The organism is Acidithrix sp. C25, from assembly GCF_904848545.2.
The window spans coordinates 1,043,454-1,068,498 of the sequence record NZ_CAJHCI020000002.1 but is presented as its reverse complement, the minus strand read 5'-3'; the positions used below and the strand labels follow the sequence as shown (position 1 = coordinate 1,068,498).

General features: G+C 47.0%; 22 protein-coding genes. 11 read left to right on the top strand and 11 right to left on the bottom strand.

Features of this window, described 5'->3' with window-relative positions; all coding sequences use genetic code 11:
* Positions 1–562: 562 nt before the first annotated feature.
* The 7 genes from ACIDITHRIX25_RS97910 to ACIDITHRIX25_RS97880 form a co-directional block, all read right to left on the bottom strand.
* On the bottom strand, positions 563–1,537 hold the full coding sequence (locus ACIDITHRIX25_RS97910) for a Gfo/Idh/MocA family protein (protein ID WP_052604964.1): 975 nt from the start codon (positions 1,535–1,537) through the stop codon (positions 563–565).
* A gap of 134 nt (positions 1,538–1,671) precedes the next feature.
* Positions 1,672–3,321, bottom strand: coding sequence for a Gfo/Idh/MocA family protein (locus tag ACIDITHRIX25_RS97905; RefSeq protein ID WP_201733449.1), 1,650 nt, complete (start codon positions 3,319–3,321; stop codon positions 1,672–1,674).
* A gap of 433 nt (positions 3,322–3,754) precedes the next feature.
* The gene (locus ACIDITHRIX25_RS97900) at positions 3,755–4,231 is read right to left on the bottom strand and encodes a DUF2017 family protein (RefSeq protein ID WP_052604966.1); all 477 of its coding nucleotides are present in this window, start codon (positions 4,229–4,231) and stop codon (positions 3,755–3,757) included.
* 20 nt (positions 4,232–4,251) lie between these two features.
* Positions 4,252–4,545 carry an ATP-dependent Clp protease adapter ClpS gene (clpS, locus tag ACIDITHRIX25_RS97895; protein ID WP_052605005.1) on the bottom strand — a complete coding sequence of 98 codons (294 nt, stop codon included), beginning with the start codon at positions 4,543–4,545 and terminating at the stop codon, positions 4,252–4,254.
* 98 nt (positions 4,546–4,643) lie between these two features.
* Positions 4,644–5,603, bottom strand: coding sequence for a COX15/CtaA family protein (locus ACIDITHRIX25_RS97890; RefSeq protein ID WP_201733448.1), 960 nt, complete (start codon positions 5,601–5,603; stop codon positions 4,644–4,646).
* Between the two features lie 390 nt (positions 5,604–5,993).
* Complete coding sequence (locus tag ACIDITHRIX25_RS97885; RefSeq protein ID WP_052604968.1) at positions 5,994–6,722, bottom strand: ABC transporter permease; 729 nt, start codon at positions 6,720–6,722, stop codon at positions 5,994–5,996.
* 248 nt (positions 6,723–6,970) lie between these two features.
* Complete coding sequence (locus ACIDITHRIX25_RS97880; RefSeq protein WP_201733447.1) at positions 6,971–7,924, bottom strand: ABC transporter ATP-binding protein; 954 nt, start codon at positions 7,922–7,924, stop codon at positions 6,971–6,973.
* A gap of 27 nt (positions 7,925–7,951) precedes the next feature.
* On the opposite strand from ACIDITHRIX25_RS97880, the gene serS reads away from it, so the two are divergent.
* From serS to ACIDITHRIX25_RS97860, 4 genes are all read left to right on the top strand, one after another.
* Positions 7,952–9,262: a serine--tRNA ligase gene (gene serS, locus ACIDITHRIX25_RS97875; protein WP_201733446.1), complete on the top strand. Its 1,311-nt coding sequence runs from the start codon at positions 7,952–7,954 to the stop codon at positions 9,260–9,262.
* Between the two features lie 150 nt (positions 9,263–9,412).
* The gene (gene sdhC / locus ACIDITHRIX25_RS97870) at positions 9,413–9,811 is read left to right on the top strand and encodes a succinate dehydrogenase, cytochrome b556 subunit (protein WP_052604972.1); all 399 of its coding nucleotides are present in this window, start codon (positions 9,413–9,415) and stop codon (positions 9,809–9,811) included.
* A 1-nt stretch (position 9,812) separates the two neighbouring features.
* Entirely contained in the window at positions 9,813–10,223 is a 411-nt protein-coding gene (locus tag ACIDITHRIX25_RS97865; RefSeq protein WP_235347644.1) for a succinate dehydrogenase hydrophobic membrane anchor subunit, read from the top strand.
* A 137-nt stretch (positions 10,224–10,360) separates the two neighbouring features.
* Complete coding sequence (locus ACIDITHRIX25_RS97860; protein WP_201733445.1) at positions 10,361–12,109, top strand: glycoside hydrolase family 25 domain-containing protein; 1,749 nt, start codon at positions 10,361–10,363, stop codon at positions 12,107–12,109.
* A gap of 252 nt (positions 12,110–12,361) precedes the next feature.
* Here the strand turns inward: ACIDITHRIX25_RS97860 and ACIDITHRIX25_RS97855 are convergent, their stop codons facing one another.
* The 3 genes from ACIDITHRIX25_RS97855 to ACIDITHRIX25_RS97845 are packed head-to-tail and all read right to left on the bottom strand — an operon-like array spanning position 12,362 to position 14,630.
* Positions 12,362–12,865: a Fur family transcriptional regulator gene (locus tag ACIDITHRIX25_RS97855; RefSeq protein WP_201733444.1), complete on the bottom strand. Its 504-nt coding sequence runs from the start codon at positions 12,863–12,865 to the stop codon at positions 12,362–12,364.
* The gene (locus tag ACIDITHRIX25_RS97850) at positions 12,862–13,575 is read right to left on the bottom strand and encodes a response regulator (protein ID WP_052604975.1); all 714 of its coding nucleotides are present in this window, start codon (positions 13,573–13,575) and stop codon (positions 12,862–12,864) included. The genes ACIDITHRIX25_RS97855 and ACIDITHRIX25_RS97850 overlap by 4 nt, the downstream gene beginning before the upstream one ends.
* Complete coding sequence (locus ACIDITHRIX25_RS97845) at positions 13,572–14,630, bottom strand: sensor histidine kinase (RefSeq protein ID WP_201733443.1); 1,059 nt, start codon at positions 14,628–14,630, stop codon at positions 13,572–13,574. The genes ACIDITHRIX25_RS97850 and ACIDITHRIX25_RS97845 overlap by 4 nt, the downstream gene beginning before the upstream one ends.
* A gap of 137 nt (positions 14,631–14,767) precedes the next feature.
* On the opposite strand from ACIDITHRIX25_RS97845, the gene ACIDITHRIX25_RS97840 reads away from it, so the two are divergent.
* The 4 genes from ACIDITHRIX25_RS97840 (at position 14,768) to ACIDITHRIX25_RS97825 (ending at position 20,791) form a co-directional block, all read left to right on the top strand.
* Complete coding sequence (locus ACIDITHRIX25_RS97840; protein WP_052604977.1) at positions 14,768–15,079, top strand: DUF6112 family protein; 312 nt, start codon at positions 14,768–14,770, stop codon at positions 15,077–15,079.
* Positions 15,080–15,307: 228 nt separating this feature from the next.
* On the top strand, positions 15,308–16,273 hold the full coding sequence (locus ACIDITHRIX25_RS97835; protein WP_052604978.1) for a hypothetical protein: 966 nt from the start codon (positions 15,308–15,310) through the stop codon (positions 16,271–16,273).
* 32 nt (positions 16,274–16,305) lie between these two features.
* On the top strand, positions 16,306–19,281 hold the full coding sequence (locus tag ACIDITHRIX25_RS97830; RefSeq protein ID WP_201733442.1) for a hypothetical protein: 2,976 nt from the start codon (positions 16,306–16,308) through the stop codon (positions 19,279–19,281).
* Between the two features lie 196 nt (positions 19,282–19,477).
* Positions 19,478–20,791: a helicase HerA domain-containing protein gene (locus ACIDITHRIX25_RS97825; RefSeq protein WP_201733441.1), complete on the top strand. Its 1,314-nt coding sequence runs from the start codon at positions 19,478–19,480 to the stop codon at positions 20,789–20,791.
* Positions 20,792–21,295: 504 nt separating this feature from the next.
* Here the strand turns inward: ACIDITHRIX25_RS97825 and ACIDITHRIX25_RS97820 are convergent.
* Positions 21,296–21,508: a hypothetical protein gene (locus tag ACIDITHRIX25_RS97820; RefSeq protein WP_052604981.1), complete on the bottom strand. Its 213-nt coding sequence runs from the start codon at positions 21,506–21,508 to the stop codon at positions 21,296–21,298.
* A 162-nt stretch (positions 21,509–21,670) separates the two neighbouring features.
* On the opposite strand from ACIDITHRIX25_RS97820, the gene ACIDITHRIX25_RS97815 reads away from it, so the two are divergent.
* Genes ACIDITHRIX25_RS97815 through flgK form a run of 3 tightly spaced genes read left to right on the top strand, consistent with a single transcriptional unit; the run spans position 21,671 to position 25,042 of the window.
* On the top strand, positions 21,671–23,113 hold the full coding sequence (locus ACIDITHRIX25_RS97815) for a type IV secretory system conjugative DNA transfer family protein (RefSeq protein WP_201733440.1): 1,443 nt from the start codon (positions 21,671–21,673) through the stop codon (positions 23,111–23,113).
* A 46-nt stretch (positions 23,114–23,159) separates the two neighbouring features.
* The gene (gene flgN / locus ACIDITHRIX25_RS97810; RefSeq protein ID WP_052604983.1) at positions 23,160–23,645 is read left to right on the top strand and encodes a flagellar export chaperone FlgN; all 486 of its coding nucleotides are present in this window, start codon (positions 23,160–23,162) and stop codon (positions 23,643–23,645) included.
* Positions 23,642–25,042 (top strand): flagellar hook-associated protein FlgK, encoded by a 1,401-nt coding sequence (gene flgK, locus ACIDITHRIX25_RS97805; protein ID WP_201733439.1) that lies wholly within the window; start codon positions 23,642–23,644, stop codon positions 25,040–25,042. Before flgN ends, flgK begins: the two co-directional genes overlap by 4 nt.
* Positions 25,043–25,045 lie beyond the last annotated feature (3 nt).

Below are 25,045 nucleotides of genomic sequence, written 5' to 3'. Positions count from 1 at the left end.
CCGCCATAAATGCTTGGTTTTTAATTGATATATTTTTTGAAAACTAGTATTATTTGTCTCAAAGGTTTTTAAATTTTCGTTATGGCAACTTTGATCGATAATCCAGACAATTTCTTTTGGCGATCTTTATTTCATGTCCACAAAGGGACCATTTCAACGGATAGATCATTGATCTGGCTTCTTCTGATCTGAAAGCTTCTTTTTAGCCGAGCCTTTTTGTCGGAGCTGCCCCATGAACTCGATGACTCTCATCTATTATCCGCCTATGTTGTGCGATTACATCTAATATATTACGGAGAATTTCCGAGATGATAACTGAAACTAACGTCTCTATGTAGATATAGAGCAATCAATTTGATTGAAAACTGCTATGGTATCGATCCTGCGTTACACCAATAATGTGAAGACATATATATCTATGTCTCGTTTTTAGTGGTGCTGCGATATGGTCGTATGAAATTGGATAGATTTGCAGTGAGTCAGTCAAATCTATCAAGTATATAATTTGTTGATCAACTTCTTCATTGAATGGGATATTGTCTGGGACAAGCTTGCAAAGAGGCTAAATACTTGCTTTAGCGATTGAAAGAATTTGATCGATTACCTCTTGAACCTGTATCGATTCACTCAAAGTGCGAGAAAATTTGGTTCCATTGAGGAGGGCAGAGTTGAAGTTTTCGATCATAGCTCCATAGAGACTCCCGGGTGTTGTTTTTATGGTCTGTAGCTCGCCGGAAGCTTTTTCTTCGATATGGATCTCAACATCTTCAAGCGCTGGGGAAAATGGATTATCGATCCATAATGATCCATCAGTTCCAGTGAATCGTTGGGTGAGGTTCTCCTTGGCGATAAAGGATGCATGGATAGTCGCGCTTACGTCCTGGGTGTATATAAGTTGAGCCACTATGTCTGCGTCTACGTCACCTTTCATAGCCACACTCTTGACCTCGATCGCCGACGGAAGCCCCAATTGGTGAACGATTGGGTCAATTAAATAGATTCCTACATCGCGAAGGGCGCCTCCGCCAAGGTGATCTATCCATCTGTAGTTGTTGGGATTGGAAAGTGTAAAGGCAAAGGTAGCTTGGTAATCTTTTAGCTCTCCTATACGGGCCGATTTGAGCAGGCGACGAACCTCTATCTCTCGGTTATGGTGGGGGGTCATATACGCCTCTGCGACCAACACCTCTCTTGACTGAGAGACAAGAGAGATCTCTTGGATCTCAGCTACGTTCATGCAAAGGGGCTTTTCACAGAGAACAGCGACGCCATGGTTGACGGCTTCGATTATCCATTTGTGGTGCAATGAATTAGGCAATGCAATATATAGAGCGTCGAGTTCGCCATCGCTGATTAGCGATTGGTAGTCAGTAAATCTTGGCACTCCTAATTCATCGAGTGGAAGTGGTGATCTAGCAGAAGCTGATGCATAGCCACCTAACTGCGAGGTGGAGCTTTCTAGAATCGCTGGAATTATCTCTTCGTTGGCAATGGAAGATGCGCCACCTAAAATTCCCCATTTGATTTTTCTTGCCACCTTTTCCCCTTTTCTAGGTAGATCTCCGCCTGTCGTCTAAAGTTTGTCTTCCCGGAATGGCCCGAAAAGGGCTTTGAGATATGGGTATGTTAGTTGAGTTGTCCTATTGCTGAGGGCAACTCAACTCTAACTCTTTATATTTGGACGTAATGCTCTTTCGAGTTGGATAGCCTCTGTGTGGCCTCAAGGATCTCAATTACCCCTCGGACACTAGATGGCACGATAGCCAACGGCTCTGAATTGACCAGGTGGGCAGCTAAGTTTCGATGAAATTCAAATGGCTCTACCTCTGTGGGGCTAACTCTATATGAACGGGTTTGATTGTCTATCGCGTACTGTACGACTTCGAAGTCCACAGGCGCTTCCGCATGGTGAAATCTTTCACTTCGATAGCCGAATGGAAAGTCAACAACGTCGTTTGCGAGTGGTCGGTACCAACCCTGGATGGTGCCTTTCGTGCCTTGAACATAGAACTTCGGTTTACGGATGGCTGCGACGTCGCTTTGTATGAATTTGGCTTCTTTTCCATCTTGAAATGCCATTGAAATCGTAATCTGGTCGGCGTTTGTCACGTCGTGCCAGACCCTTTTATGGGAGTTGACAAAGAGGTGTGATGGAGTTGTCCCATAGAATTGAAGAATCCAATCGATGTGATGTGATCCCCAATCATAGGCGGCGCCTCCAGAGATCTCCTGATCTGAATGCCAGGCGCGACATGGATGTTCAAAACTGCCAACAAAGGTTTCTATATTGAAGACCTCGCCAATCGTTCCCGATTCGATGAGCTCTTTGAGGGCTAAGTAGTCGGCGTCGAATCTTCGATTTTGATGGATGGTCAGCACTACGTTATTTAGCCTTGCTAGCTCAATCAACTCATCGACTTCGGAGACCTTGAGGCACATTGGCTTTTCAACTACGACATGTTTTTTAGCCTTTAGCGCTTGACTGGCTAGTTCGAAATGGGTAATTGGTGGAGTTGCGATTATGACGATATCTACCTCATCGTCTTCGATCAGTTCTTTGGCGCTCTCATAGGTTTGAATCTTTGGAAATTGTTCTTTTGCGGAATTACGTCTTTGTTGATTGGGCTCAGCGATTGCTACGAACTTTAGATGTGGGGTGGCATTGCATGCGCTGCCATGGTAGTGTCCCATGCCGCCGTAAGGTCCATATCCAGCCACACCGACGCCGAATGGCCCTACGTTGGAGGTGTTGTCTTTGAAGATGAGCTCTTTGAAGGCCCGTGAAAGTTGTCTCTGCACCCTTTGATCAAGGTCGATATCAACTCCAAAGGTAAAAATGTTACCTCGACCAATTAGGGCTGGTCGATCTCGATATCCAACTGAGATACTGGCTAGTGTAGTTGTATCAGTCTTTGGCATTATCTCATGGAATTTGCCGTAAATTGCCACTTCAATTGGCTGGTTTTGTGCATTTATGGATTTTAGATACCATTCTGCATGCGCTATCGGAATTGTACCTTCGGCTCCAAGTAGATCACAGAGCGATGGGGTCTCTAAATCCCCGGATCCAACAACCACCAAAAAATGGGTGGTATCACTGGCCATTTTTTCCAAGAGGAGCAATTCCTCGGGAGCCAATTCTTGTGAATCGTTAATTACTACCAGATCAAAGTTGTCGCCACTGCACTTGCCGAGCGAATCGACCGCTACGAGACAGGCGGAGCCACAAAAGATCTCTGACCAATACTTTCTTGCTTTCTCGCCTTCTTTCTTGGCGTGGATTGCAATTTTGGACTCTGTTATCTTGGGAAGAGAGCTCAAGATTGGTTCCTTTCATTTCGAAATAGTTTTTTTGCCTTTATTGAAATAGTTCTATTCAACTACCAGGAATAGTTCTCAGTTTGGGACCCGTTGCTGGGCTGTTAGATCGTCGAAGTATCGGGCATTTCTGTTTTTGTATTATTATGCCCTAGGGCCGGAAGATTGATCCTTTATTTTCGATCTAGTTCTGCAAATTCTCGAGGTTATTCATAGTCACTCTTCTTTGGAAGGGTCGATACCATCTCATCTTCCTGAAATTGTTTCGCGTAGCTTATCTTTGTCGCCTTTAGGTCTACATTGCTCAAGTTATAGTCTGTTAGATAACGAAATTAAGTAGGTATTGCTTCCTTGTATCTGGCGCTTTGGGTGAGACGCCTGTTGTCATGGGGCTAAATTAAAGTTGAAACACCTTGAATGACTATCTGGCGACTGTCTAATCGTCGCTAAATTGACTACCCAGAAAATCTAATATTGAGCCTTGGAGCCATGCGAGGTAGTCGTAAATGACAAAATTATGATAGGTCGGATCACTCGGATCAGGTGGCTCCATGCCTTCATAGACGTCAAGAGTTGTACCGAGTAGAAGGCGAATATCGTTAATTGCCCCAACCCAAATCGCTAGGTCTGCAAAGTTCAGTTGCTTATTGTGAAGGCTAGATGTGAAGCCTTCGAGCATAACTTTGTGTTTTTCAACTAGTGAATCTCCGGTGGTCTTTTCGAATTTTGACTGTGCTACGGCATCGAAAGGATAGGTGGGGGGAAACATACGTGCCACATATGGTGAGTTCATCTCAATCGCTTCTTCCACTAGCGAAGGAAGGAGAGATAAAAGCTCAATCTCTTCTTCGCGAAGCTGGTTTTCAAAAAGCTCGGGTCCGATTCGTCGGATAGGTCCGCTGGGAATTGTCATGATAGCTGTTTCAACACTATTTATGCCGGTTCTCTTTCCAAAGTTGCCCAAAGTCCAAATTGGTGCAAACTATGGGCGTCAGCTTCAGCTTTTTCCCTTTTGCCGCTAGATACGATCGAACGGCCATGGTTGTGGACTTCCATCGTCAATTCAGTAGCTTTTTCGAGTGAATAGCCAAATGTTGATCGTAATACAAAGATTACGTAGGAGATTAAATTTATAGGGTCATTCCAAAGGACGACTCTCCAGGAGCTATCGAGAGCATTCAAACTAGAAGTGTCGATTTTCTCCTCAGTAATTGTTAGTGTAGCCATCAAAACTTCCATTCGATTGCATCGCTATAGTCTCTTCTGTCTCTTTTATATTTCAGGAGATCTTGGGAACGCGATCCCATTTATATCTTTGTAATCTATTACGATCCGAAGCTGCTTAGGGTATCTGAGGTTATTTCAGAGGGTTCGTCGTCACTTGGTCCCTTGTCCATCTCGCCCCTATCGAATAGCGTTAGGTTGAACCATAAGACAGCAATCCAAAGGATAGCTGCTCCGGCGATGTGAAACTCAACTAGGAGGGCAGGAAGATTACTAAAGTACTGCGTATATCCAATTGCTCCTTGGATTGCCATTAGCCAAAGCAACGCTCTTCCTCGTTTGAGGACGTTTTCGGGGGCATTGGATTGGTGCAGGAGAAACAACATGGCGAGGGTTAAGCCGATTAGAAAGAGCACACCGTCAGCGTGGAGTTGAGCAACGTCGCGTAGCGGAAATGGCAGTCGCTTAGCTAGAGGGCTACCTGAATGCGGCCCTGAACCTGTGACGGCTGTTCCAATTACCACAACAAAGGTAAGAGCACCCAGGATGATTCTTCCAAGCCACATTACCTCTTTGGTCACAACTCTGGTTGGCTTATCTTGCGATCCGCTAGCCCTATAGTAGAGAATTATCGCGTCGAGCACACAGACGAGAGAGAGCAAGAAGTGGGCCATTACAAAGGGGGGTGCGAGCTTTTCTAGAACGGTTATCCCTCCCAGGACAACCTGAGCCAAAAGGCCGCCGACCATTCCCATTGATAGCCATGCAAGGTCGCGACGAAATGGCTTTCTGAAGAAGGCTGCTGCTGTAGCTATCATCACCGCTACTGTCAGAAATATCGTCACGATCCTATTGGTAAATTCGACCATTGGGTGAAATGAAAATTGAGCCACTAGCTGGTTACCTTGACAATTGGGCCAAGTCGGACACCCTAATCCAGACTGAGTCAACCGGACTGCTCCACCTGAGACAATTATCAGAGAGAGGCCGATTAGGGCGAAAAAGGACAGTTTTTTATAAAGTTCCGGAGAAACTTTCCACTCAGTTAGCCATTTTTTCAACACACCTTAAAGGCTAAACCATTTTTGGCCCTTTGGTACATCGTCTCCCCAAACCTCAACAAGGTTCCCGTGGTGGATCGACTTTAGATAGATCGTCATTTACTAGAAAGGGCCGCATGTGAGTGACGCCGGCACCGCCAAAGTTATTTTTGACCTACTTGTTTGCCCAGTGATCGTTAGGTAGTCTTTGTTTGTCTTTTGAGACTTTGGTTGCAGTTGGTTTTATTGATCTTTAATTTACTGGAATGTACTGGATCTGCTGGCCCGCTCTATTGGTCCGTGTGGCGTTGGTCTAACTCGACTGCCCCCAAAAAAGCATAGGTCTTTGATCTCTTTGGGGGTTTTGTGAGTTTTTGGGTGATTGCGTAAAACAAAATAAGTAGCCGTGGTTTATTCGTATTTGAAGAGTTTAATTGCTAAGGCAGGAGCACCAATTGCCCAAATGGCTAGAGTTATCCAGGCACCGAGGGTCCCGCTCACCCCGTTTGTTGTGGTGGAAAAGAGAAGGTGCGCGCTTGCATATGCGGGGAGTATTTTAGCTAGGTCGGCAAGTGGAGATGGAAGCAAGGTAACTGGAATAATCATTCCACCAAAAAACAATAGGAATAGGAATGTGCCATTTGCTGCTCCTAATACGCCTTCAGAACTCAATCGGCCTGCCATGATTAATCCAATTCCAGCAAACGTAGCGCTGCTCAATATTACCGCGATTACAAATTCTGCTATGTTCATGGAGGGGCTCCAAGAAAGGCCGATGCCCAACGCCAAGATTAGAACGATTTGAATTGCCTCGATTACCCCTACTGCAGTAATCTTCGCGCCAAGGAGACTGCTGCGCGAAAGCGGGGTTGTTCCTAAGCGCTTTAGAACCCCGTAGCTGCGCTCAACACCGGTCGCGATCCCCAGAGAGACCATGCCGGTTGCCATGATTGCTATTGCTATCGTGCCGGGGACCAAAAAGTTGATTCGGCTTGAGCCCATATAAGAGATCTTGAGGATCTTCGCGAATGCAATTAGGGCAAGTAGTGGTATGAAAAAAGTTACAAGCAACGATTCATATTGTGTTAGAGCTAGTTTTATCTCTGCTCTTGCCTGAGACTTATAGGGATGCCCTGTCAATTGTTATCTCTCCTAAATACTTTGTATTGGTTGTTTATGATTTTTTATTTCTGGGCTCGTAGGATCGAATTGGCTTCTAGCTAAGGACAGCCCCTTGTCTGGCCCATCGATCATTGGATAATCGATCATTGGATAATCGATCACTGGATAATCGATCATTTGTCCATGGGTTAGAACCTGGTCGATTTGTCTTGATCTTTCGCGCTAGATGCACCAGATAAAGATTAGATCGCGCCAGATTACATTACCTAGGATCGCCTTCGTCTTCTTTTTGATTGGTTAGCGTTATCACTATTGGCTTCGAGGTGGTCGGTTAGCCCGATAAAGACCTCTTCGAGTGAGGACTTTCCAGCATTTAGCTCTTTTATCTCCACATTCAACTGCGAGATTGCCGAGGTTAGTAGTGATATGACCGAAGGGGAAGCCGAGGGATCGACTGAATATGAGAGATCTTCGAGCTCAGTTACCTCCGCGCCTATCTTGGCTGAGATCTCGGCCACATCGATGCTTTTGGAGAGGCGAAAGGTGATCGCACTTTTTCCGTATCTCTCCCGTAACTGCTCGGCGCTTCCTTTTGCAACTACCTCTCCGGTGTCTATGACGACTATCTCATCGCAGATGCGCTCTGCCTCGATCAATTCATGTGTGGTGAGCAATATGGCAGCCCCCTGACTTGCATATGTCGATATCGCTTGTCGAATCAGCCCTTTCCCGCCTGCATCTACCCCAGCTGTTGGCTCATCCAAAAAGAGCACTTTAGGCCTTCCAATTAGGGCCAAAGCGAGGCTGAGTCGTTGGCGCTCGCCACCTGAAAGATGCCTATATGGGGTTTTTTGGGCGCGAGAGAGGTCGGTCAGCCTTATGAGCTCTTCAACTGGGATCGGATCGTCATAATATCCGAAATAGAGTTTTAGAACCTCGAGAGGTGACATTCTTGGGTAGACGCCTCCATTTTGCAGCATCACCCCCACCAAAGGCAATAGTTTTTTGCGATCTTGAATTGGATCTAGACCGAGGATTGTGATTTTACCTTTGGCAATGGGTCGATACCCTTCGATCGCCTCGACAGTGGAGGTCTTGCCAGCTCCATTTCTGCCCAAGACTCCTATAACCTGACCAGCGTTTACTTCGAGGCTTATCCCTCGGACCGCTTCTTTGCTTGCATATGAGACCCAAAGGTCATTAACTTCGATTGTTGACACGTTAATAGAAGCTAGCCTTTACTTTTGATGATCGACATTCGAGCGCTAAGAGAAAATCCCAACGAGACAAAAGAATTGCTCTCGCGACGTGGAATAGATACAGCTGTAGTAGACGAATTGCTAGAGATAGATTTAAGGTTGCGAAGTTCAGTTTCCAAGAGAGACTCCCTTCGCGCAGTGATCAATGACCTCTCTCGAAGCGTCGCAGAGGCTTATAGGCAAAAAGAGACCGCCCTCGCACAGGAGCTGAAGGAAGAGTCAAAAGCACATGGTGAGGCCCTAGAGGAGCTTTCTAAGGAGGTCTCAGAGCTTGAAAACGCTCGACGGGACCTTTGGCTGGTTATCCCAAACGTTCCATCACTTGATACCCCAATTGGCCAAGGCGAGAAAGACAATGTAATCCTTCGATATTGGAGTCCAAAGACGGGCCATTCCACTGTAGAGGTGGACCTTGATTATGAGCCAGCTCAAAAGGTTCCACATTGGGAGATTGGGGCTGCGCTGGGAATTTTGGACCTTGAAAGAGCTGCAAAATTGTCGGGGAGTATGTTTCCAATGTACAAGGGAGCAGGTGCACGCATGTTGCGTGCCTTAACCTCCTTTGCTCTTGATGCTCATAGCGATGCCTTTTTAGAGGTCCGACCCCCGACTTTCGTCAAACGAGAGACCATGATCTCAACTGGCCATCTACCCAAATTTGCTGAAGATGCTTATCAAATGGAGCGAGACGATCTTTGGGCCATTCCAACGGCTGAGGTTCCACTTACCTCAATGGCACGCGATGAGATACTTCCAAGTGAAGAACTCCCAATTCGAATGACGGCTGCGACCCCATGTTTTCGACGCGAAGCTGGCTCGGCTGGTCGAGATACCCGAGGACTCTTGCGTCTTCATGAATTCGATAAGGTTGAACTTATGGTCTATTCGAACCCAAAGGATAGCCAAGGGGTCTTTATGGATATGTTGCGACGAGCCGAGGGTATCCTGCAATCTCTTGGGTTGACCTATCGAGTCTTAGACCTATGCACAGGTGACATAGGCGCTTCGGCCAAGAGGACCTTCGACTTAGAGGCTTATTCCCCGGGCGTTGGCCGTTGGTTAGAGGTCTCCTCGGTCTCATGGTTCGGTGACTATCAAGCTCGTAGGGCAAATATACGCTTTAGGGATGCTTCGACCAACGAGGTTTCCTATGTCGATACCTTGAATGGGTCGGCTCTAGCGTGGGCCAGAGTCTTTGCGGTGCTGATAGAGACTTATAGAAATCAGGACGAGAGTGTTACAATACCGCTCGTTTTGGTGCCATACATGGGCGGAATTCAAAACATTGTCCCAAAATAGCCCTTTCAGTTTGAGCTAAGCGCGAATTCGCGATAGTTTTTATGACGTGAATATGGCACAGATAATGTTTTCTATTGGTCTAGGAGTGGTAAGCCTCAGCGTTGTTGGCTTTGCTCTCTTTGTAGTATCCACCACTATGTGGGGAGACAAGTGGATTCGGAGGTCCCCAAAATGAGTTCCGGCTCGACTATGTATAAGGGCAAGACGGGTCAATGGGCCTTTGTTTTGCATCGAGTAACTGGCTTTTTGGTCTTGATGTTTATTCTTTTGCATGTAATAGACATCTCAACCATCAACTATCCGAGTATCTACAATTCGATTCATCGACTTTATGGCAACGTGGTTTTACGTACCTTTGAAGTTGGTCTTCTCTTTGGACTTCTATATCATGCTCTCAATGGGTTGCGCGTTATCATGATTGACTTTTTCCCGGGTGCGATCAAGAATGAGAAAAGAGTATTTGTCGGGATCTTATCTTTATCTCTCTTACTAACAGTTGTTGGGGGCGTTATTATTTTGAGGCCATTCTTTACAGGGAGTGTGGGCTGATATGGTAGTTAGACCGATGAACGACGCATCCCAAGGTTCTAGTTCAACGCCTCGTCGTCGATCAAAGCAGAACTTCGAGACTTGGTCTTGGTTCTTCATGAGAATCTCCGGCCTTGTCCTTTTCTTTTTGGCATTGATTCATTTTTCCCTGACGCACATCTTTACCGATGTCACTCAGACCACCGTCGCATTTGTGGCCAAGCGTTGGTCCAATCCGCTTTGGAGAGTCTTTGACTGGCTCTTGCTGGCACTTGGTCTTCTTCACGGTAATAATGGGCTTCGTTTTATTATGGATGACTACATTCGCACTCCAAGGCGCAGAGCCTTTACAAAGGCGGCCATCTACTCCCTCTCATTTGCACTCTTTGTTCTTGGTACGATCACCATAGTGACCTATAAAGGTACCTTGTAGAGAGAAATTTTTAGCTAATTTTAATCCGGGTGTTTTGAATTTAGATTCGGTGGCTAATCTATTGCGTGACAAATTGCGTAGAAAGCCCCGAATACTTCTTCGGAGGCGGGTAATGATTAGCTAAAAGTGGGAAAAGAATGCGACGTTTATTCGACTTCAACCGTGGCCGTGGCTTGGTAAGCCTGCTAGCTCTCCTAGCTTTTTTAAGTATTGGCCAAGCCACGGGTTCGATCAGTCTTTTAGGCAGTTCATCCTTGTCTGGTAACTCGTCTAGTAACTTATCTAGTAACTTATCTAGCAACGCTGGGCATTCGACCTTTAACTTCTCAAAGCTTGCCACGGCCAAGGTTTCAACCACGGTTGCAGGTGCAATTCCTACCTACGACCTGGTTGGTGCTAACGGTGGAATCTACACCTTCGGTAATGCAGGCTTCTACGGCTCTACTGGAAATATAACTCTCAATAAACCGATCGTTGGAATGGCTTCTACTCCAGATGGCAAGGGCTATTGGTTGGTTGCTTCAGATGGCGGAATCTTCACCTTTGGTGACGCCACCTACTACGGCTCTACTGGAAATATAACTCTCAATAAGCCGATCGTTGGAATGGCTGCTACCCCAGATGGCAAGGGCTATTGGTTGGTTGCCTCAGATGGCGGAATCTTCACCTTTGGTGACGCCGCCTTCTACGGCTCCACCGGAAATATCGCTCTCAATAAGCCGATCGTTGGAATGGCTGCTACTCCAGATGGCAAGGGCTATTGGTTGGTTGCTTCAGATGGCGGAATCTTCACCTTTGGTGACGCCGCCTTCTACGGCTCCACCGGAAATATCGCTCTCAATAAGCCGATCGTTGGAATGGCTGCTACTCCAGATGGCAAGGGCTATTGGTTGGTTGCCTCAGATGGTGGAATCTTCACCTTTGGTGACGCGGTGTTCTACGGTTCCACTGGAAATATAACTCTCAATAAGCCGATCGTTGGAATGGCTGCAGATCCAACAACAGGAGGCTATTGGTTGGTTGCCTCAGATGGTGGAATCTTCAGTTTTAATGCGCCCTATATTGGCTCTGAAGGCGGAACGTCGCTTAATGCTGCGATCGTTGGGATCTCCTCTACGGGATCTCTCGATCCATATACAACCGGTGCCACGGGCGTTGATCTCTCCGCCTTTCAATGTGTGGGTTCAACTCCTGGTGGACCAAGTGCGTTAGCGTCTGTTCCGACTACCGGTGTTGGTGTAGTTGGCGCATACTTTGACTCGGACCCCCAAGGATTTGGTGGCACTCTTTCTAATGCCATGACCACCAATCCTTGTTTAGCTTCTGAGGTCTCACTTTTAAAGAATGAAGGTGCGACGGTTTCACTATTCGCTCCGCTTTGGTCGGCCCCTTCTCAAATCGTTGACCCTACGAATACTCTTAGTGGACCGGAAGCCTCTTGTGCTGCAAATGTCGCGAATCCCTCAGCGATAAATTGTCAATCTTACAACTGGGGCTGGAATTTAATGAGTGCTGGTGTTGCTTGGGCGAATTCCCAGGGGGTCAACTCTCCGCTCTGGTGGGTTGATGTCGAGTATGGAACGCCGGGACTTTGGGGGACTAATGCTATTGCCAATCAAAATGTAATTGCGGGCGCCTTGGCCTACCTAGCATCGACCGGTCATCAAAGTGGGATCTACTCAACCGCATATCAATTTCACATAATTGCTGGTAGTTATTCACCCGGAGTTCCAACTTGGATTGCTGGAGCCTCTGGCTCTTCCTACTGCACCGATCCAACCAAGCAATTTGGGGGTGGGCCAGTTTGGCTGTTGCAGACGTCCTACGTCAATGCTTCGGGGGTCAATGGCTCGCCGCGTCAGATAGATGGCGATACTGCTTGCTAGAAGAATAGTTTGCTAGTCTTCTGATTTTTAGTTTGATTTTATTATTCTGCCTTAGGTTGCCTTGCATCTAAGGCAGAATCTGTCTTAGATGCAAGTCTCGTTAGTCTCGAGACCTTTGAGGCTTTTCAACTTGGCCAAAGGACAATCTGTAAAGCGCCTGATCTTTAGGTAGTTCGCATATGAGCCCGTCTGGGCGCAAATCGGTCGCTATGAGTTAGGGGAGAATCGTCGAATCGAGCTAGAATCGACAATTCAAAGCGTCTCTTCTTCTTGGGGTTGTTTCGATTTCTCAGTTGAATTATTTTCGTTCCAGCACTTCTGGCAGATCCCCAGAATTGAAAAATGATATGCCCGGATATGAAATCCTAAACGAGCACTGAGTTCAAGCTCTAAGCGTGCGCTTAGATCCGGTGGTGCCTCTAAGGTAGAGCCGCACGATTCACAGACTAAGTGTTGGTGGAGGTTTTCTGAGAGATGATAGATCGCCTTCCCATGGCCAAGGTGTACATGTTCAACGATTCCGATCTCTTCTAGTGTTTCGAGGGCCCGATAGATAGTTGACAGGTGAATCTCTGAATTGATGGCTCCAACTGCGCTAAAGATCTCTTCTGCGCTAAGGTGCCCATTGGACCGAATGATTGTCTCAAGAACCATCATTCTCGCCGGAGTAACACGTGCTCCTGCTGCGCGAATTCGCGCAGCAGGATCTACGGATTCTTTTTCGGAGAAAAGGCTGGCCCTTGAGTCGCTGTTCATTTGTTCATTTGTTTGTATTCGAATCTATAGCCGAGTCCACGAACGGTACTGATGTAGGTTGGGGTTGATGGGTCTGGTTCGATCTTGCTTCTTAGTCTCTTGATGTGAACGTCAAGGGTTTTGGTATCGCTTGTGTGGTAAGGGCCCCATACCCTATCAATTATCATATCTCGTGTCATAACTCTATTGGGATTCGACATCAGTAACTCCAACAGCTCGAACTCTTTTAGCGGTAGCGCCACAGGGACTTGGGCAACACGTAGTTCGTGGCGGGCGGTGTCCAACACAATCTCGCCTATCTCAATCATGTCCTCGATCTCAATTGAGTCGATAGCGTTAGGTGAGCGCCTAAGAACAGCCCGGATTCGAGCCGTAAGCTCTCTCATTCGAAATGGCTTTGCAACGTAGTCGTCGGCGCCGACTTCTAGGCCAACTACCGTATCTAATTCCGAGCTTCGTGCGGTCACCATGATTATGGGTACCTGGCTAGTCGCTCGAATTGTCTTGCATACATCGATCCCAGAGAGCTTGGGGAGCATTACGTCTAATAATATAACATCAGGATTTACTGAGGCGAAGAGGTCGAGCGCCTCTCTTCCATCACGGGCTACGGCTACAGTCATGCCCTCTTTCGAAAGGCCTAGGGTGATTGCGTCAATAAATGACTCCTCGTCTTCGGCGACGAGTACGGTTGTGAGGGTCTTGTTCATTGATTGGCTCCTGGTTCGATTGGGAGGTGAATTTTGAAGGTAGACCCAGCTCCTTCGCGGGAATCCACCTCGATAGTGCCATTATGATTGCTTATGGCGTGCCTAACTATCGAAAGGCCCAAGCCTGTTCCACCGGTCTGTCGCGATCTGGCTTGATCGACGCGATAAAAGCGTTCGAAGATCCGTTCTATATCTTTTTGGGGAATTCCGATTCCATGGTCGACGACTGCTACGGTTACGGTTGAGTTATTTTGTGATATTTCTACCAATACGCTTGAGTTGGGTTCGGAGTATTTTACTGAATTGTCAATTAAATTTGTCAGCGCTGATCTTAGTTGTCCTCGATCGCCTAGAACGTAAGTATCTTCACTATTCAATCGTAGATCGATAGTTACGCGCTGGAGTTCTGCGGCGGGACTTATTTGATCGATTACCTCCATGGCAAGTTCGGGCATTGAAACCCTACTTATCGATGCTGCCCCCTCGGATTCAAATCTTGAGAGGTCGAGGAGATCGTCGATTATCTTGGCGACCCTAAAGGCTTCATTTTGAATTCGATTGGCCAGCCGCTGGCGAACGCTTGGTTCATCTTCGAACGCCAAGGTCTCCGCGAGAAGGCCGAGTGCTCCGATGGGTGTTCGAAGTTCGTGGCTAACATTTGCTACGAAGTCTCGGCGAATGGTGTCCAATTGATTTCGCACAGTTAAATCATCGACGATGGTTATGACGCCTAGCGCTAATCTTTCACCGACCGAGGTTGTCCTAATTATAAAGTCTCTTTTTGGAGGTCCAAAGATTGAAAAACTCTGCTCTTTGAAGCGACCGTTCAGTGCACTATCAACGGCTTCATTGATAGCACGCATAAGCCCGGCCTCTTCGTGGCGCGCATTTTCTAACTCTTTGGCGACTTGGTTGGCAAAGTAGGTACCTCCACTGCTATCGTGGATAAATACCGCCTGAGAGACGCTGTCGAGTGCACTTCTTAGGCTCTCGACCTCAAATCTCAGCTCATCTTCGTTGCCGCCGCTAACAATATTTTCTATCGAGTCGTCCATAGCTCATTCTCACTCAGTGGAACCCTACGTCAAAACTATAGGCAGTTGTGACTCTTTCGTCACACGATGGGCAATATGAATTTAAACAAAAGTGCTATTAGATAATGAAATAGCATGAAACATGTTATAATTGAGTTATGAGAGAACTCCTACGGACTTCTATCGCACTGGTTGCCGACGTATCTATCACTCCTAGCATCTCCTCATTGCCTGGTTCGGCTGCGCTTCAATCGATCGCAAATGGAATTGCGGCGTGGGCTTTAGTTCTGTCTCTTGTGGGTCTTTTGGTCGGAGCAGCTATGTGGGCTTTAGGTGCACATGCTGGCAACTATCAACAAACCTACAGCGGAAAGAAGACTCTCGGCACATCCGCAGCCGCTGCGGTGGTAGTCGGGGCCGCTCCTGCATTGATAAATTTTTTCTTTCATCTTGGACAAGGCGTGCACTGAAAGACTGTGTCTTTTTTTGAAAGACTCTGTCGGCTGTCTACTTTTCAAAGAGTCCTTGGATTTTTTGATAGTGAATAGCACTTTGACACAGATTTAGACCAGCTCTTTTGTGAGAGTGTCTTTGGTTTTTGTACAAAAGAGAGCGCTTTTGCTTATTGCTCTGATTAGAGCCTCAATAAATGGCTAGTGATTTATCTAGCGTTGCATTCTCTGAAGTGGTGATTTTCGATGCTCATAGCTTCTTTTGCTTCTTCGATTGTCAGTGGTGCTATTAGCTCCATAGGCCGTTCGATCACAGATCAATTGATAAAGTCAAATGCCTTTCTTTCGGGGCATCTCTATCAATCCATTTCAAGCATGGGTGACCCAACCTTGAATTCCAGTTGGTTTCGGGTTCCCTACCAACGTCTCTTTGGTGTCGGGTTACTGATAGCACTGCTGTCTCTCTTGTCAGGGGTGGCTATGGCGGTAATCTCGGGAACAACCTATGAATCTATCAAAAAGATCGTAATTGCACTTCCTGTGGTTGGAGTTGGAAGTGGAGGTTTCCTTTCGTTTGTGACTCTGGGAATGAGGGCGGCTGACTCCATCTCGGGTTGGATCTTTTCTACCTTTTCAATGGCCTTACCCAGCAGTGGCCTACCAAAAGGGGTCTTGAGTAAAGGTACGTCCGGGCCACCTGCGCTCCTAGAGCTCTTTCTTCAGTTCTTCTATTTTGTCTTTGCTGGTCTCACCTACTTAGAGCTATCTCTTAGAGCGGCTCTCATCTATTTGGTGGTCGCTTTGATGCCGATAGCACTGGCGCTCTCAATAAATCCAAAGTTGCGAAGTTTTGTCTTTCGCCTTCTCCTTCTTTTAGGTGGAGTGGTTGGATCCAAGATAGTAATTGCGATGGGTCTTGGATTAAATGTGGCGATGGGGAACTCTTCTTCCAGGGGATCTTTTTCTTTGGCCATCTCTGGTACTGCAATTTTAGTTCTATCTGTTGTTTCTCCTTTTCTTCTGGTTCGACTCCTCCTTGGATTGGAGAATCCAGTTACTCCAGGGATCGAGGCGGCTCCGATGAGGGCTCTTCATCTGGCCTCAAAGATCTATAAGAGTGGATCTGAACACCTCAAAGGGCGATCTCGCTCTTCGGTGGATCTAGAAGGATATTCATCGAGGGTAGCTCTGCATCCAGGAACTAAAAATTAGAAAGCGAATCTCGACGCCGATGGGAGGGGATAATGAGCACCAATGGTGATCGCAATGATCAATTAGGACGTTACTTTGTCTCGAGTCTGAGACCTTATCGAATGGTAGTAGATCGCTATTCGATTGGAATCTTAGTTCTTTGCGGACCACTTCTAGGCGGCTTTGTCTTTTTATCGCTTGGTTCTCTAGCTTCGATAGAAAGAGCAGGACTTATTACGCTCTTGTTTTCGTCCTTGATTGGCTTTCGAAGTCGAGGTCTTCCTCTTTTAGGGGTTGGAATTCGATACGTCAAATACTGTCTTTCACTCAAGAGACTTAGGGGCTACTTTTTCACTATTTTTGTCCTGATAAAAGGCGAGCGATTGGCAGGTGACAGAGCAGGAGGTGACAGGTTTAACAGGGGCCCTCGAAGTCAAAGATCTCAGACGGGGAAGTTCGCTTTAATTGGAGGTAGCCTAGGGTTTGGCGGTCGTCTTCAATCCAAAAGCCCCCTCACAGCTATGCATCACGGTGAAGATCGAAGCTATATCGGGCGTCATCGAGGTGGATTGTTCGACCTTTCGCACTTTAGACGGCTTAGATCTAATGGGTCCGAGAGATCACCTTGGCGACTTTTGCCGATGGATGGTACGGTCCCAGCGGAGTCATTGACGAATTGGCTGCGTCGTGATGGGGACTTGGAACCAAGAGGTGATCTTGACCATCGAAGGTCGCGCCGCTTTTTCCATAGTTCAAAAGACCAAATTGAGGCGCTGGCCCATGGGCAACCACCAAGGGAGACTTTGGATGGCGGCGCTGACGCTTTGGTTGAAGAGGAGGTAGCAGAAGAGGTAGCAGAAGAAAACGGTGGCTACGATCAGCCAAAGCGAACTTCTGCTAATCACATGAGCGATGCCGATGGAGTCTTTAGCTTTGGGTTGGATGGCAAAGGAAGGTTCATCTTTGGTGATCACAAGAGTGGTGTTGGATACTTATATTCCAAAGAGAGATCTCGAATCGTAGTCATCGCCCATGTAAATGCGAATGTAACCCCATATCTTTTGGGCTCTTTGGAGCTAGGCGAGCGTGCCGAGCGTTTTTGTGATGCGCTGGATAACTTGTCCACCCTAAAGTTGGCCGAGATGGAGATCGCAATGGTAACTTTTGCCAATTGTACTGAAAGATTTGGAGGATATAGCTCCAACGATTCTAAGAAGAATTCGATAGGCAATGCCAGCCATCACAGGGGATCTAGCGATGACAACCCAGGCGCTTTTAGTGGCGATTTTATAGCACCTCTCAGGCAATATTCCCCTGAGGAAGCTGAGGCTGTAGTTGAGGTTGACCCAGATCTATCCCAAGGGGCAACTCCCTTCGACCTAATTGATCAATTGAATGAGCTGGATCGAACGATCATATCAAGCTATGGCGGCCCAAGTAGTTTTATTGCCCTCTCGGCTAGGTTGCCTCCTTTCTTTGAACGCAATTTTGAGAGGGGTTCCTCTCGAGCTATAACCGATATTGGCTCAAATCGGCCACGTAACTTTGGACTGAATGTTTTTAGCTCCCCTAAACCTGGTGGGCCTGATAATAAGAGTCCTTTGGATTCCGCTGGCATTTCATCTACTAGTGGGTTTGATTCAAGAACTTCCAGTACCCAAGGTAGACGACTACCAAGAAGTCAAGGAGCTCCAGCAAGAAAGGATCTCTCAAAAGCCGCTAAGGACCAACGAAGAGCCGACCTCTTTTTGAGAGACCGAGGCCGTAGCGGAAATTCCAGGAGAAACTACAGCACCAAGAAAAGCTACAGCAGATGGCGCAAGTCTCCCCGTGATAACTCTGATCTAAAGCGAGAGGCTGACCTGAGATTATCTTCGTTTTTGACCGATGTCGCCGAGGACGCCTTGGTTCCAAGTTCCTCTTTGCTCGATGGTCACACAGATTGTGATAGCTCTACTGGCATCGATTTAGACGAGCTGGACGAAATGGAGCTGGACGAAATGGAGCTGGATGAAATGGAGCTGGACGAAATGGAGCTGGATGAAATGGAGCTGGATGAAATGGAGCTGGACGAAATGGAGCTGGATGAAATGGAGCTGGATGAAATGGAGCTGGATCCTCTGGGTCTGGCTTGTGAAGCACCGCCCCAAGCATCCCCTATGGTCGGTGTCAAATGGTGCTCTTTCGACGAGAAGAGACCTACCAGGTCGAATTATCCCATAGGGCCACCCAATACAAAGGCCAAAGATAAGGTCTTTGATCCTCCGGCGACCTCTGGTAGCTCCAGGGATAAAAATGCAAACTATGAGAATTTGTTCAAAGGCGATGCTTCGTCGTCCAAGGATTCACCAGGGGATTCACCCAAAGTCGCTTCGGTGGCAGAAGGAGATGATCTTGGATCTCGGGTAGTCTCGAGTCTCCTTGCTAAGACCATGGTGGACGCTCTCGAGAAGTTGTGTTTTAGTTCAGACCTTCCTCAATCCTATTTGGTTGGGGCCAGGGAGTTGATTGAGATAGAGCGGTATCTAGGCGATGGTGACTCCCAATGTGGAGGTGAATCAGAGAGATTTGGGGCGATATCAAATTCCAAGGGAGGATCTCGGATATGGAGGTTACGGTTGATGGCCACATCGAGGCTATTTCCTGGTGACTTTCTTAGGCTATTTAGGTTCCCAAGCTCACTTGATGCTTTGGTGATTTTTATGCGTCCGGTTAGCAAAAGGAAGATGGCTAATTCGATTCGAAGCCAAAGAGCCAAGGGGACCGCAGATCTAATGGCTTCAAGAGACCGAGGCTTTATTGCGAATCGAACCAAGGATATGCGTGCGGTTGGCCTTGATGACCTTGACATTGACCTATTGAACGGGCATGTTGGTTATGAATATTCGTGCCTTTTTATCGAGAGCCAGAACCCAAAAGGCCGACGGCCAATAGGTGAGACCTTTGAGGCTATGTCTATGAGCGTCGCCCTCGAAGTTGGTAAGCAGGCCGAGCTTATCAATCGAATTCGTTCCTTCTCGTTCTTTTAAAAGAACCTTTCAGAATGATAATTGCCTAAATCAAGCCGAAGGAGCCCCCTGAGCTTAGATAAAAGTACCCACTTTGTGATTTAGCGCTATTTGGCTTGGCTGCCTAACGAGTCGAATTGGGCTCATGACGGCAAGAATTAGGTATTTTCATTTGGTGATTTTGAATCTAAGTTGTAAATCTAGTCAAGGATCTCCCATGAAATTAAATGCGATAGCAGATATTGAATCAACCACGGCGCTCTCGCTCTGGTTGCCTGGATTTTGTGAGACCGGCTCTCAAAATGTAGCTCCGATCCTTGGTGCCTCAAGGTTCGGCGGTAGATTTGGTTTTAATCCATTTGAGCTCTATCGCGACGGCGTGATCTCTAACCCTAACGCCTTTGTCTTTGGCCAAGTCGGAAAAGGTAAATCCGCCCTATTGAAGAGCTATCTCGCTCGAATGTTTCTTTTGGGTTATCCATCTGTAGTCTTTGATCCAAAGGGAGAATATGGCGCTTTGGCACGCTTTTTTGGCTTTGATCCGATTGACTATCTGGCATCCAAGAGAGGGGTTAACCCTTTCGTGGAGGTGGAAGGGGCTCCTAATGGTCTTTTAGCACGGGAGCTAAATAGCGAAATGGCGACATATGTCATCTCTGTGGCTTTAGGAAGGAGACCTACCGAGATTGAGCATCTTGCCATATCGGAGGCGCTGAATGAGATTTCAAGGGGAGTTGACTTCTTCAAGTTGCGATCATGCCTGGAGAAGATCGACCGTAGTGGAGGTCCGACCACATGGAGAGGCTCGTATTCAATCGGGAGTCTCGCTAGTCTGCTAGCGGTATTGGATTCGCTGATTGAGTCGGGTCTAGTCGCTCAAAGTGAGTCGTCTTTTGATCTGGGCAAAGTTTTAGGCAAGAGCATTTTAGTATTTGACTTATCAGGCCTCTTTGGATCCGGCCGATATCCACTCGTAGTAGCGCTATTGCTGGGGGCGCTTAGAGCTCACAAGATGACCCGGGATCTTCCTCCTCTCATAATTGCCATAGATGAGATTTGGGCGCTGATGAGTGACTCAAATATTGCGAGTTGGCTAGGTAGCTATTGGAAACTATCAAGAGGAATTGGAATTGCAAATATAGGAGTTAGCCACAGGCTGAGTGACTTCTCAGGCGGAGATGATGTCGGTGCCCATTTAAAATCACAGTCGCTCAATAGCTCTACAAACTATTCCAATGGACCTAATAGAACTGTGATAAGCGAGATAAACCGTGGTCTTGGAATGATCAACGATACAGAGACGATAGTTTCGTTCGCGCTTGAAGTGGACGAGGCCCATCACCTTTGCAGCGCCTTTGGATTTTCCCTAGAAGTGGCACCGCTACTGCGTCAACTACGAAAGGGAAGTGCGCTGTGGAAGATTGGAGAGCGAAATCTGTTGGTGGATCATTATTTAACTTCAATCGAGACGGCTCTCTTCAATACGGACGCACCCTTGCTTGGCAGGGGCGTACGGGCTAAACCTAATTGAGTCAACCGCAATAGATTGAATGAAGTTATAAACTCACTCTAAATCTTGAATTGCCAGTGACCGCCAAATCAATGGCGGCCAAGGTATGGGCTGCTGTTTCCGTGGCGGTTTTATGGGAAGCTTGTAGTGGAGATTTCCGCCTATTTTGTCTTGCGCAAGTTTTTTGTCTATCGAATTGCTAGAAGCCTAAATGAAAGCCGAGCCAAAAAATCCAGGTCTTTGACTCTAATAGCCATGGCGCTTAATAAAGTGCCAGATGTAATTGTGAGATAGTGATTGGCCCAGACAGATTGCCCAGACAGATTGCCCAGTCTGATTGCCCAGTCTGATTGGCCCAGACTGATTGGGCCAGTTGGGCCGTTCTAGCCATATTGGATTGGTTCATGGCGACCAGACTTATACCTCAACTAATCCAATCTGATCAGGTATCGGTTTTAGATCGATGTAAGGTCTGATTCTATGGAATGGCTTTAGTGGGCTATTATCTCGGGGCTCCAACTCGGGCTATTGCTCACTACCTTTGGCCTTGAGGCCCTTTTCTATTTGGAAATCAAAGATAGCAGTACCAGGCTTTTTGGCAATTGTTACTTTAGTTGTTACTTGGATGATTGTCGGTTTTGACCTTTCTGTATCTGTGACATCGTCCTTTGTCTTGACTGCTTTATTGGCACTCTGATCTCGGTCATTATTACTTTTAGGGTTAGATGGATCCTGCATCGTTGATCTATCCGTTGCAATCTTTATCTTAGGTCCACTATTTGGGTGGTCTTTTTGGGCGCAAAAAGTTATTTGTTTGGCGTTTTGATGGCGCTTTGGTGGGTCTTATTTTTCCTTTTGATTTTTCCTTTTGGTTTGTTTGGTTGACATTAGGAGCGTTTCATGGTTTTTAGCTCGCTGGAGAGCTGTTTCTCTTTCGGTAGGTCGCTTGATGTGGTGATGCCTCACCTTAGCGTTGGTGGCTTTGGTGTGGTTCTTGTCCTAGTGGCGATCTTTTTATTTGTTGGTGACTCAAAGGGCGAGCACCAAAAGACCATGGGGAGGTTTCGACCAACCAAGTCGAGTCGCAGAGGAATCCATGAGGGAGTGCATTTTGCGGGTCGCTTCAATTTGAGCGACTTTAAAACTTTGAATCCCTCTATCTCTATAGGCAAATTGGGTTTGAGATCTATCCGACTTGATCGCCGGGACTCGGCAATCGTCTTTGGCCCAACGCAGTCGTTTAAGACATCTCGACTGGCCATTCCGGCGATCCTGGAACATCGCGGGGGAGTGATCGCCTCGAGCGTCAAAGGTGATTTGATGGAGGCAACCATTGAGGCACGATCGACTATGGGTAGGGTGATCGTGTATGACCCGCTGGGAAGTACCGATCGAGGTAATTCTTTTTGGAACCCTCTCTCTAGAAAATTGGATGCTAATTCATCGAGACGACTTGCACAAGGTATCTGTTTTTCTCGAACTTTGCGCCATATGGGTGAAGAAGGGCAATTCTGGGCGACTTTAGCAGCTCGATTGTTGGCGCCACTGCTATTGGCAGCATCTCATTTAGGGCTAAGCATCATCGACGTGATCGGTTGGATTGATCAAAGGGACTTCGAGGAAGCTGGTAATTTTCTGATCGAAAACAACTATCTTGAATATGCCCGGTCGATAGCGGCGACCCTTGATTTGGATGAGAGAATCCTCTCGTCAATTCTTACAACCCTAGATCGCTCGATAACTCCGTTCTCAATTGGCACAACGCCTATTGAGGGCTACTTTGACTTGGTGGATTTCGATTCCTCTGGTTCGTCGAGTCTCTTTTTGATTGCCCCACCGAATCGACAAGGAGAGATTGGAACCGTCTTCGGCGCATTACTAGCAGAGATCTTCGATCGCATCTTTCAATTTGAAGTGACAGAGCGTGCTCTTTTGATCGTCTTGGATGAGGCTGCTAATTTAGCTCCGATAGCAAATTTTGACGAGATAATCTCGACCGTGTCATCCTTTGGCGTTCAGTTGATAACTATCTATCAAGATCTAGCACAGTTGCGTGCTAGATATGGCGAGGCTGCCACCACTATTGTAAATAACCATCGAGCTAAGATCTTTTTAGGGGCGATTTCAGATCCATCAACCATGACTCTCGCACAAGAGTTATGTGGGATGAAAAGTGAGTACCCAAATTCAATTTGGCAAAAGTCCAACTCAGATGGTGGCCAATTGCGCCATCTACTTGCACTTGGGGCACTTAGAAGGCTTCAGCCAGGTAAGGCTCTTTTGGTCTATGGTCATCGACCACCGGCCATAATAGAGCTCTCGGCAAGAATTCCAAGACGGTAGTTGTTATTATTTTTAGGTTTGTATCTGAGTTGCCGATACTAAGGCCGTGGGATACTCTGAACTTTCGCAATCACTCGAATACGAGACAGCATTACTTGAAAAACTCCTCTTCAAATTGGAAGAGGAACGCCTTTTAGTTGCCAATGAACGTCACCATTATTTAGGTGAAGCTAACTTTGAGATTCAAGCTGTAAGCGGCGAGATCAAGCATGCCGAACTGCGACGAGCAATCGCATCCTCGGAGGTCTGTGACTTTCTTGAGATCGATTCGATGGCTCCGCTGTCGGAGATTATTTCGGCGACTCCTGAGCCATGGAAGTCTGTCTTTGCTGAACAAAGAAGCCAGATGCTTTTGGTCACAGCCAGGATCGCTAAAGCGCAAAATGAGATCAATAGTCTCTTAGCACAGCGCATCGCTTTGGTTGAAGACGTTTTGAATCTAATCGATTCAAGCGGAACAACCAATCTCTACGGAAGGAATGGAAGGCGTAGCAAGGAAGCCACGATTTCACTATTGGATGGTCTATTGTGAGCAATGCTGGGATCTATATTGGACTCTCAGGGATTCAGGCGCAAACTAAAAGTATGGATGTCGTTAGCCAGAATATTGCTAACGTCAATACGCCTGGTTATACAAGGGAGACTGCTAACCTTTCGGCTGTTATCAACCCGGGATCCAACATAGGATCCGGTGCTATAGTAGCCTCTGTCTCTCAAATCTCTGACTCTTTTTTGCAAGCGCAAGCTCAAAGTGCCTCTGCGGATTCGCATGCGGCGACCAGCCTTTCATCGGCGCTTTCATCGGCTCAAACAAATTTTCAAGAGCCCTCGCCAATTGGAATTAATGAACAGTTGTCATCCCTTTGGAATGCATTTGATCAGGTCTCAAATCAGCCCAACCTTATGGCGGCTCGAACACAATTGGTCAATATTGCCCAACAACTCTCTACGACTATCAATAGTGATTCACAAGGGTTGACCAATCTTTATAACGGTACTGTGAGCCAGGTTCAGTCTTCGGTTACCTCGATCAATCAGCAGTTGAAACAGGTGGCCACTTTGAATGGCCAGATTATGGCAGCTCAGGGTCAAAATGGCGCGAATACATTGATAGATCAGCGAAATCAACTCGTCCAGTCGATTACCGACTCAATTGGAGCGCGAGTTGTAAATGGTAGTAACGGTTCTATATCGATCTTTTCTGGTGGTATTGCGCTAGTGAGTGGGATAGTAGCAGATTCGCTCAATGTTCAAGCTCCAACAGCGCCAGCTACTGGTACCGCATCGATCGTCTCGAACTCGACTGGAGCTACACTTCCAGTTGCTTCGGGTACGATTGGTGGTAACTTGGCAGCATTAAATAATAATATACCGAGTTATATGACGAATTTGAATAACTTCGCCGATCAGCTTGCCACCCAGGTCAATGGTGCACTAGCGCCGTCAAGCGGAGGGACATATGGATACGCAACACCTCCTATTTCTACTACTAACCCGCTTCCTGCTGGTCAACCGCTCTTTAGCGTGTCGACTTCATCGTCAACGGCTGCAGCGACCATCTCCGTCAATCAGGCAGTTTCAACAAATCCAAATTTAATTGCGTCCTCGTCGTCCTCGAATACACCTATGGATGGATCTATCGCGGCAGCGGTAGCTGCACTGGGGTCGTCATCTTCTAGCACATCTCCGGATGCACTGTACAACGCGATTGTTACTCAGGTTGGCCTTGACGTTTCGACGGCTCAATCAAATGTGAAGACACAATCTGCTCGCTCTCAATCTGCTACCTCGGCGCTAGCTAGCGTCTCTGGTGTAAATACAAATCAAGAGTTGGTCAATATGGTTGCCTTTCAAAATGCATATCAGGCGGCTGCAAAGGTAATTGCAACCGTAGCGACCTCAATTCAAAGTCTTATTTCGGCGGTATAAGTT

Excerpts from the sequence above, each read along its gene's own strand:
- ACIDITHRIX25_RS97900 (WP_052604966.1), bottom strand. The coding sequence starts at position 4,231 with ATGACAATTCCCAGCGGACCTATCCGACGAATCGGACCCGAGCTTTTT.
- clpS (WP_052605005.1), bottom strand. The coding sequence starts at position 4,545 with ATGGCTACACTAACAATTACTGAGGAGAAAATCGACACTTCTAGTTTG.
- serS (WP_201733446.1), top strand. The coding sequence starts at position 7,952 with ATGATCGACATTCGAGCGCTAAGAGAAAATCCCAACGAGACAAAAGAA.
- ACIDITHRIX25_RS97865 (WP_235347644.1), top strand. The coding sequence starts at position 9,813 with ATGGTAGTTAGACCGATGAACGACGCATCCCAAGGTTCTAGTTCAACG.
- ACIDITHRIX25_RS97860 (WP_201733445.1), top strand. The coding sequence starts at position 10,361 with ATGCGACGTTTATTCGACTTCAACCGTGGCCGTGGCTTGGTAAGCCTG.
- ACIDITHRIX25_RS97855 (WP_201733444.1), bottom strand. The coding sequence starts at position 12,865 with ATGAACAGCGACTCAAGGGCCAGCCTTTTCTCCGAAAAAGAATCCGTA.
- ACIDITHRIX25_RS97850 (WP_052604975.1), bottom strand. The coding sequence starts at position 13,575 with ATGAACAAGACCCTCACAACCGTACTCGTCGCCGAAGACGAGGAGTCA.
- ACIDITHRIX25_RS97845 (WP_201733443.1), bottom strand. The coding sequence starts at position 14,630 with ATGGACGACTCGATAGAAAATATTGTTAGCGGCGGCAACGAAGATGAG.
- ACIDITHRIX25_RS97840 (WP_052604977.1), top strand. The coding sequence starts at position 14,768 with ATGAGAGAACTCCTACGGACTTCTATCGCACTGGTTGCCGACGTATCT.
- ACIDITHRIX25_RS97835 (WP_052604978.1), top strand. The coding sequence starts at position 15,308 with ATGCTCATAGCTTCTTTTGCTTCTTCGATTGTCAGTGGTGCTATTAGC.
- ACIDITHRIX25_RS97830 (WP_201733442.1), top strand. The coding sequence starts at position 16,306 with ATGAGCACCAATGGTGATCGCAATGATCAATTAGGACGTTACTTTGTC.
- ACIDITHRIX25_RS97825 (WP_201733441.1), top strand. The coding sequence starts at position 19,478 with ATGAAATTAAATGCGATAGCAGATATTGAATCAACCACGGCGCTCTCG.
- ACIDITHRIX25_RS97820 (WP_052604981.1), bottom strand. The coding sequence starts at position 21,508 with ATGCAGGATCCATCTAACCCTAAAAGTAATAATGACCGAGATCAGAGT.
- ACIDITHRIX25_RS97815 (WP_201733440.1), top strand. The coding sequence starts at position 21,671 with ATGGTTTTTAGCTCGCTGGAGAGCTGTTTCTCTTTCGGTAGGTCGCTT.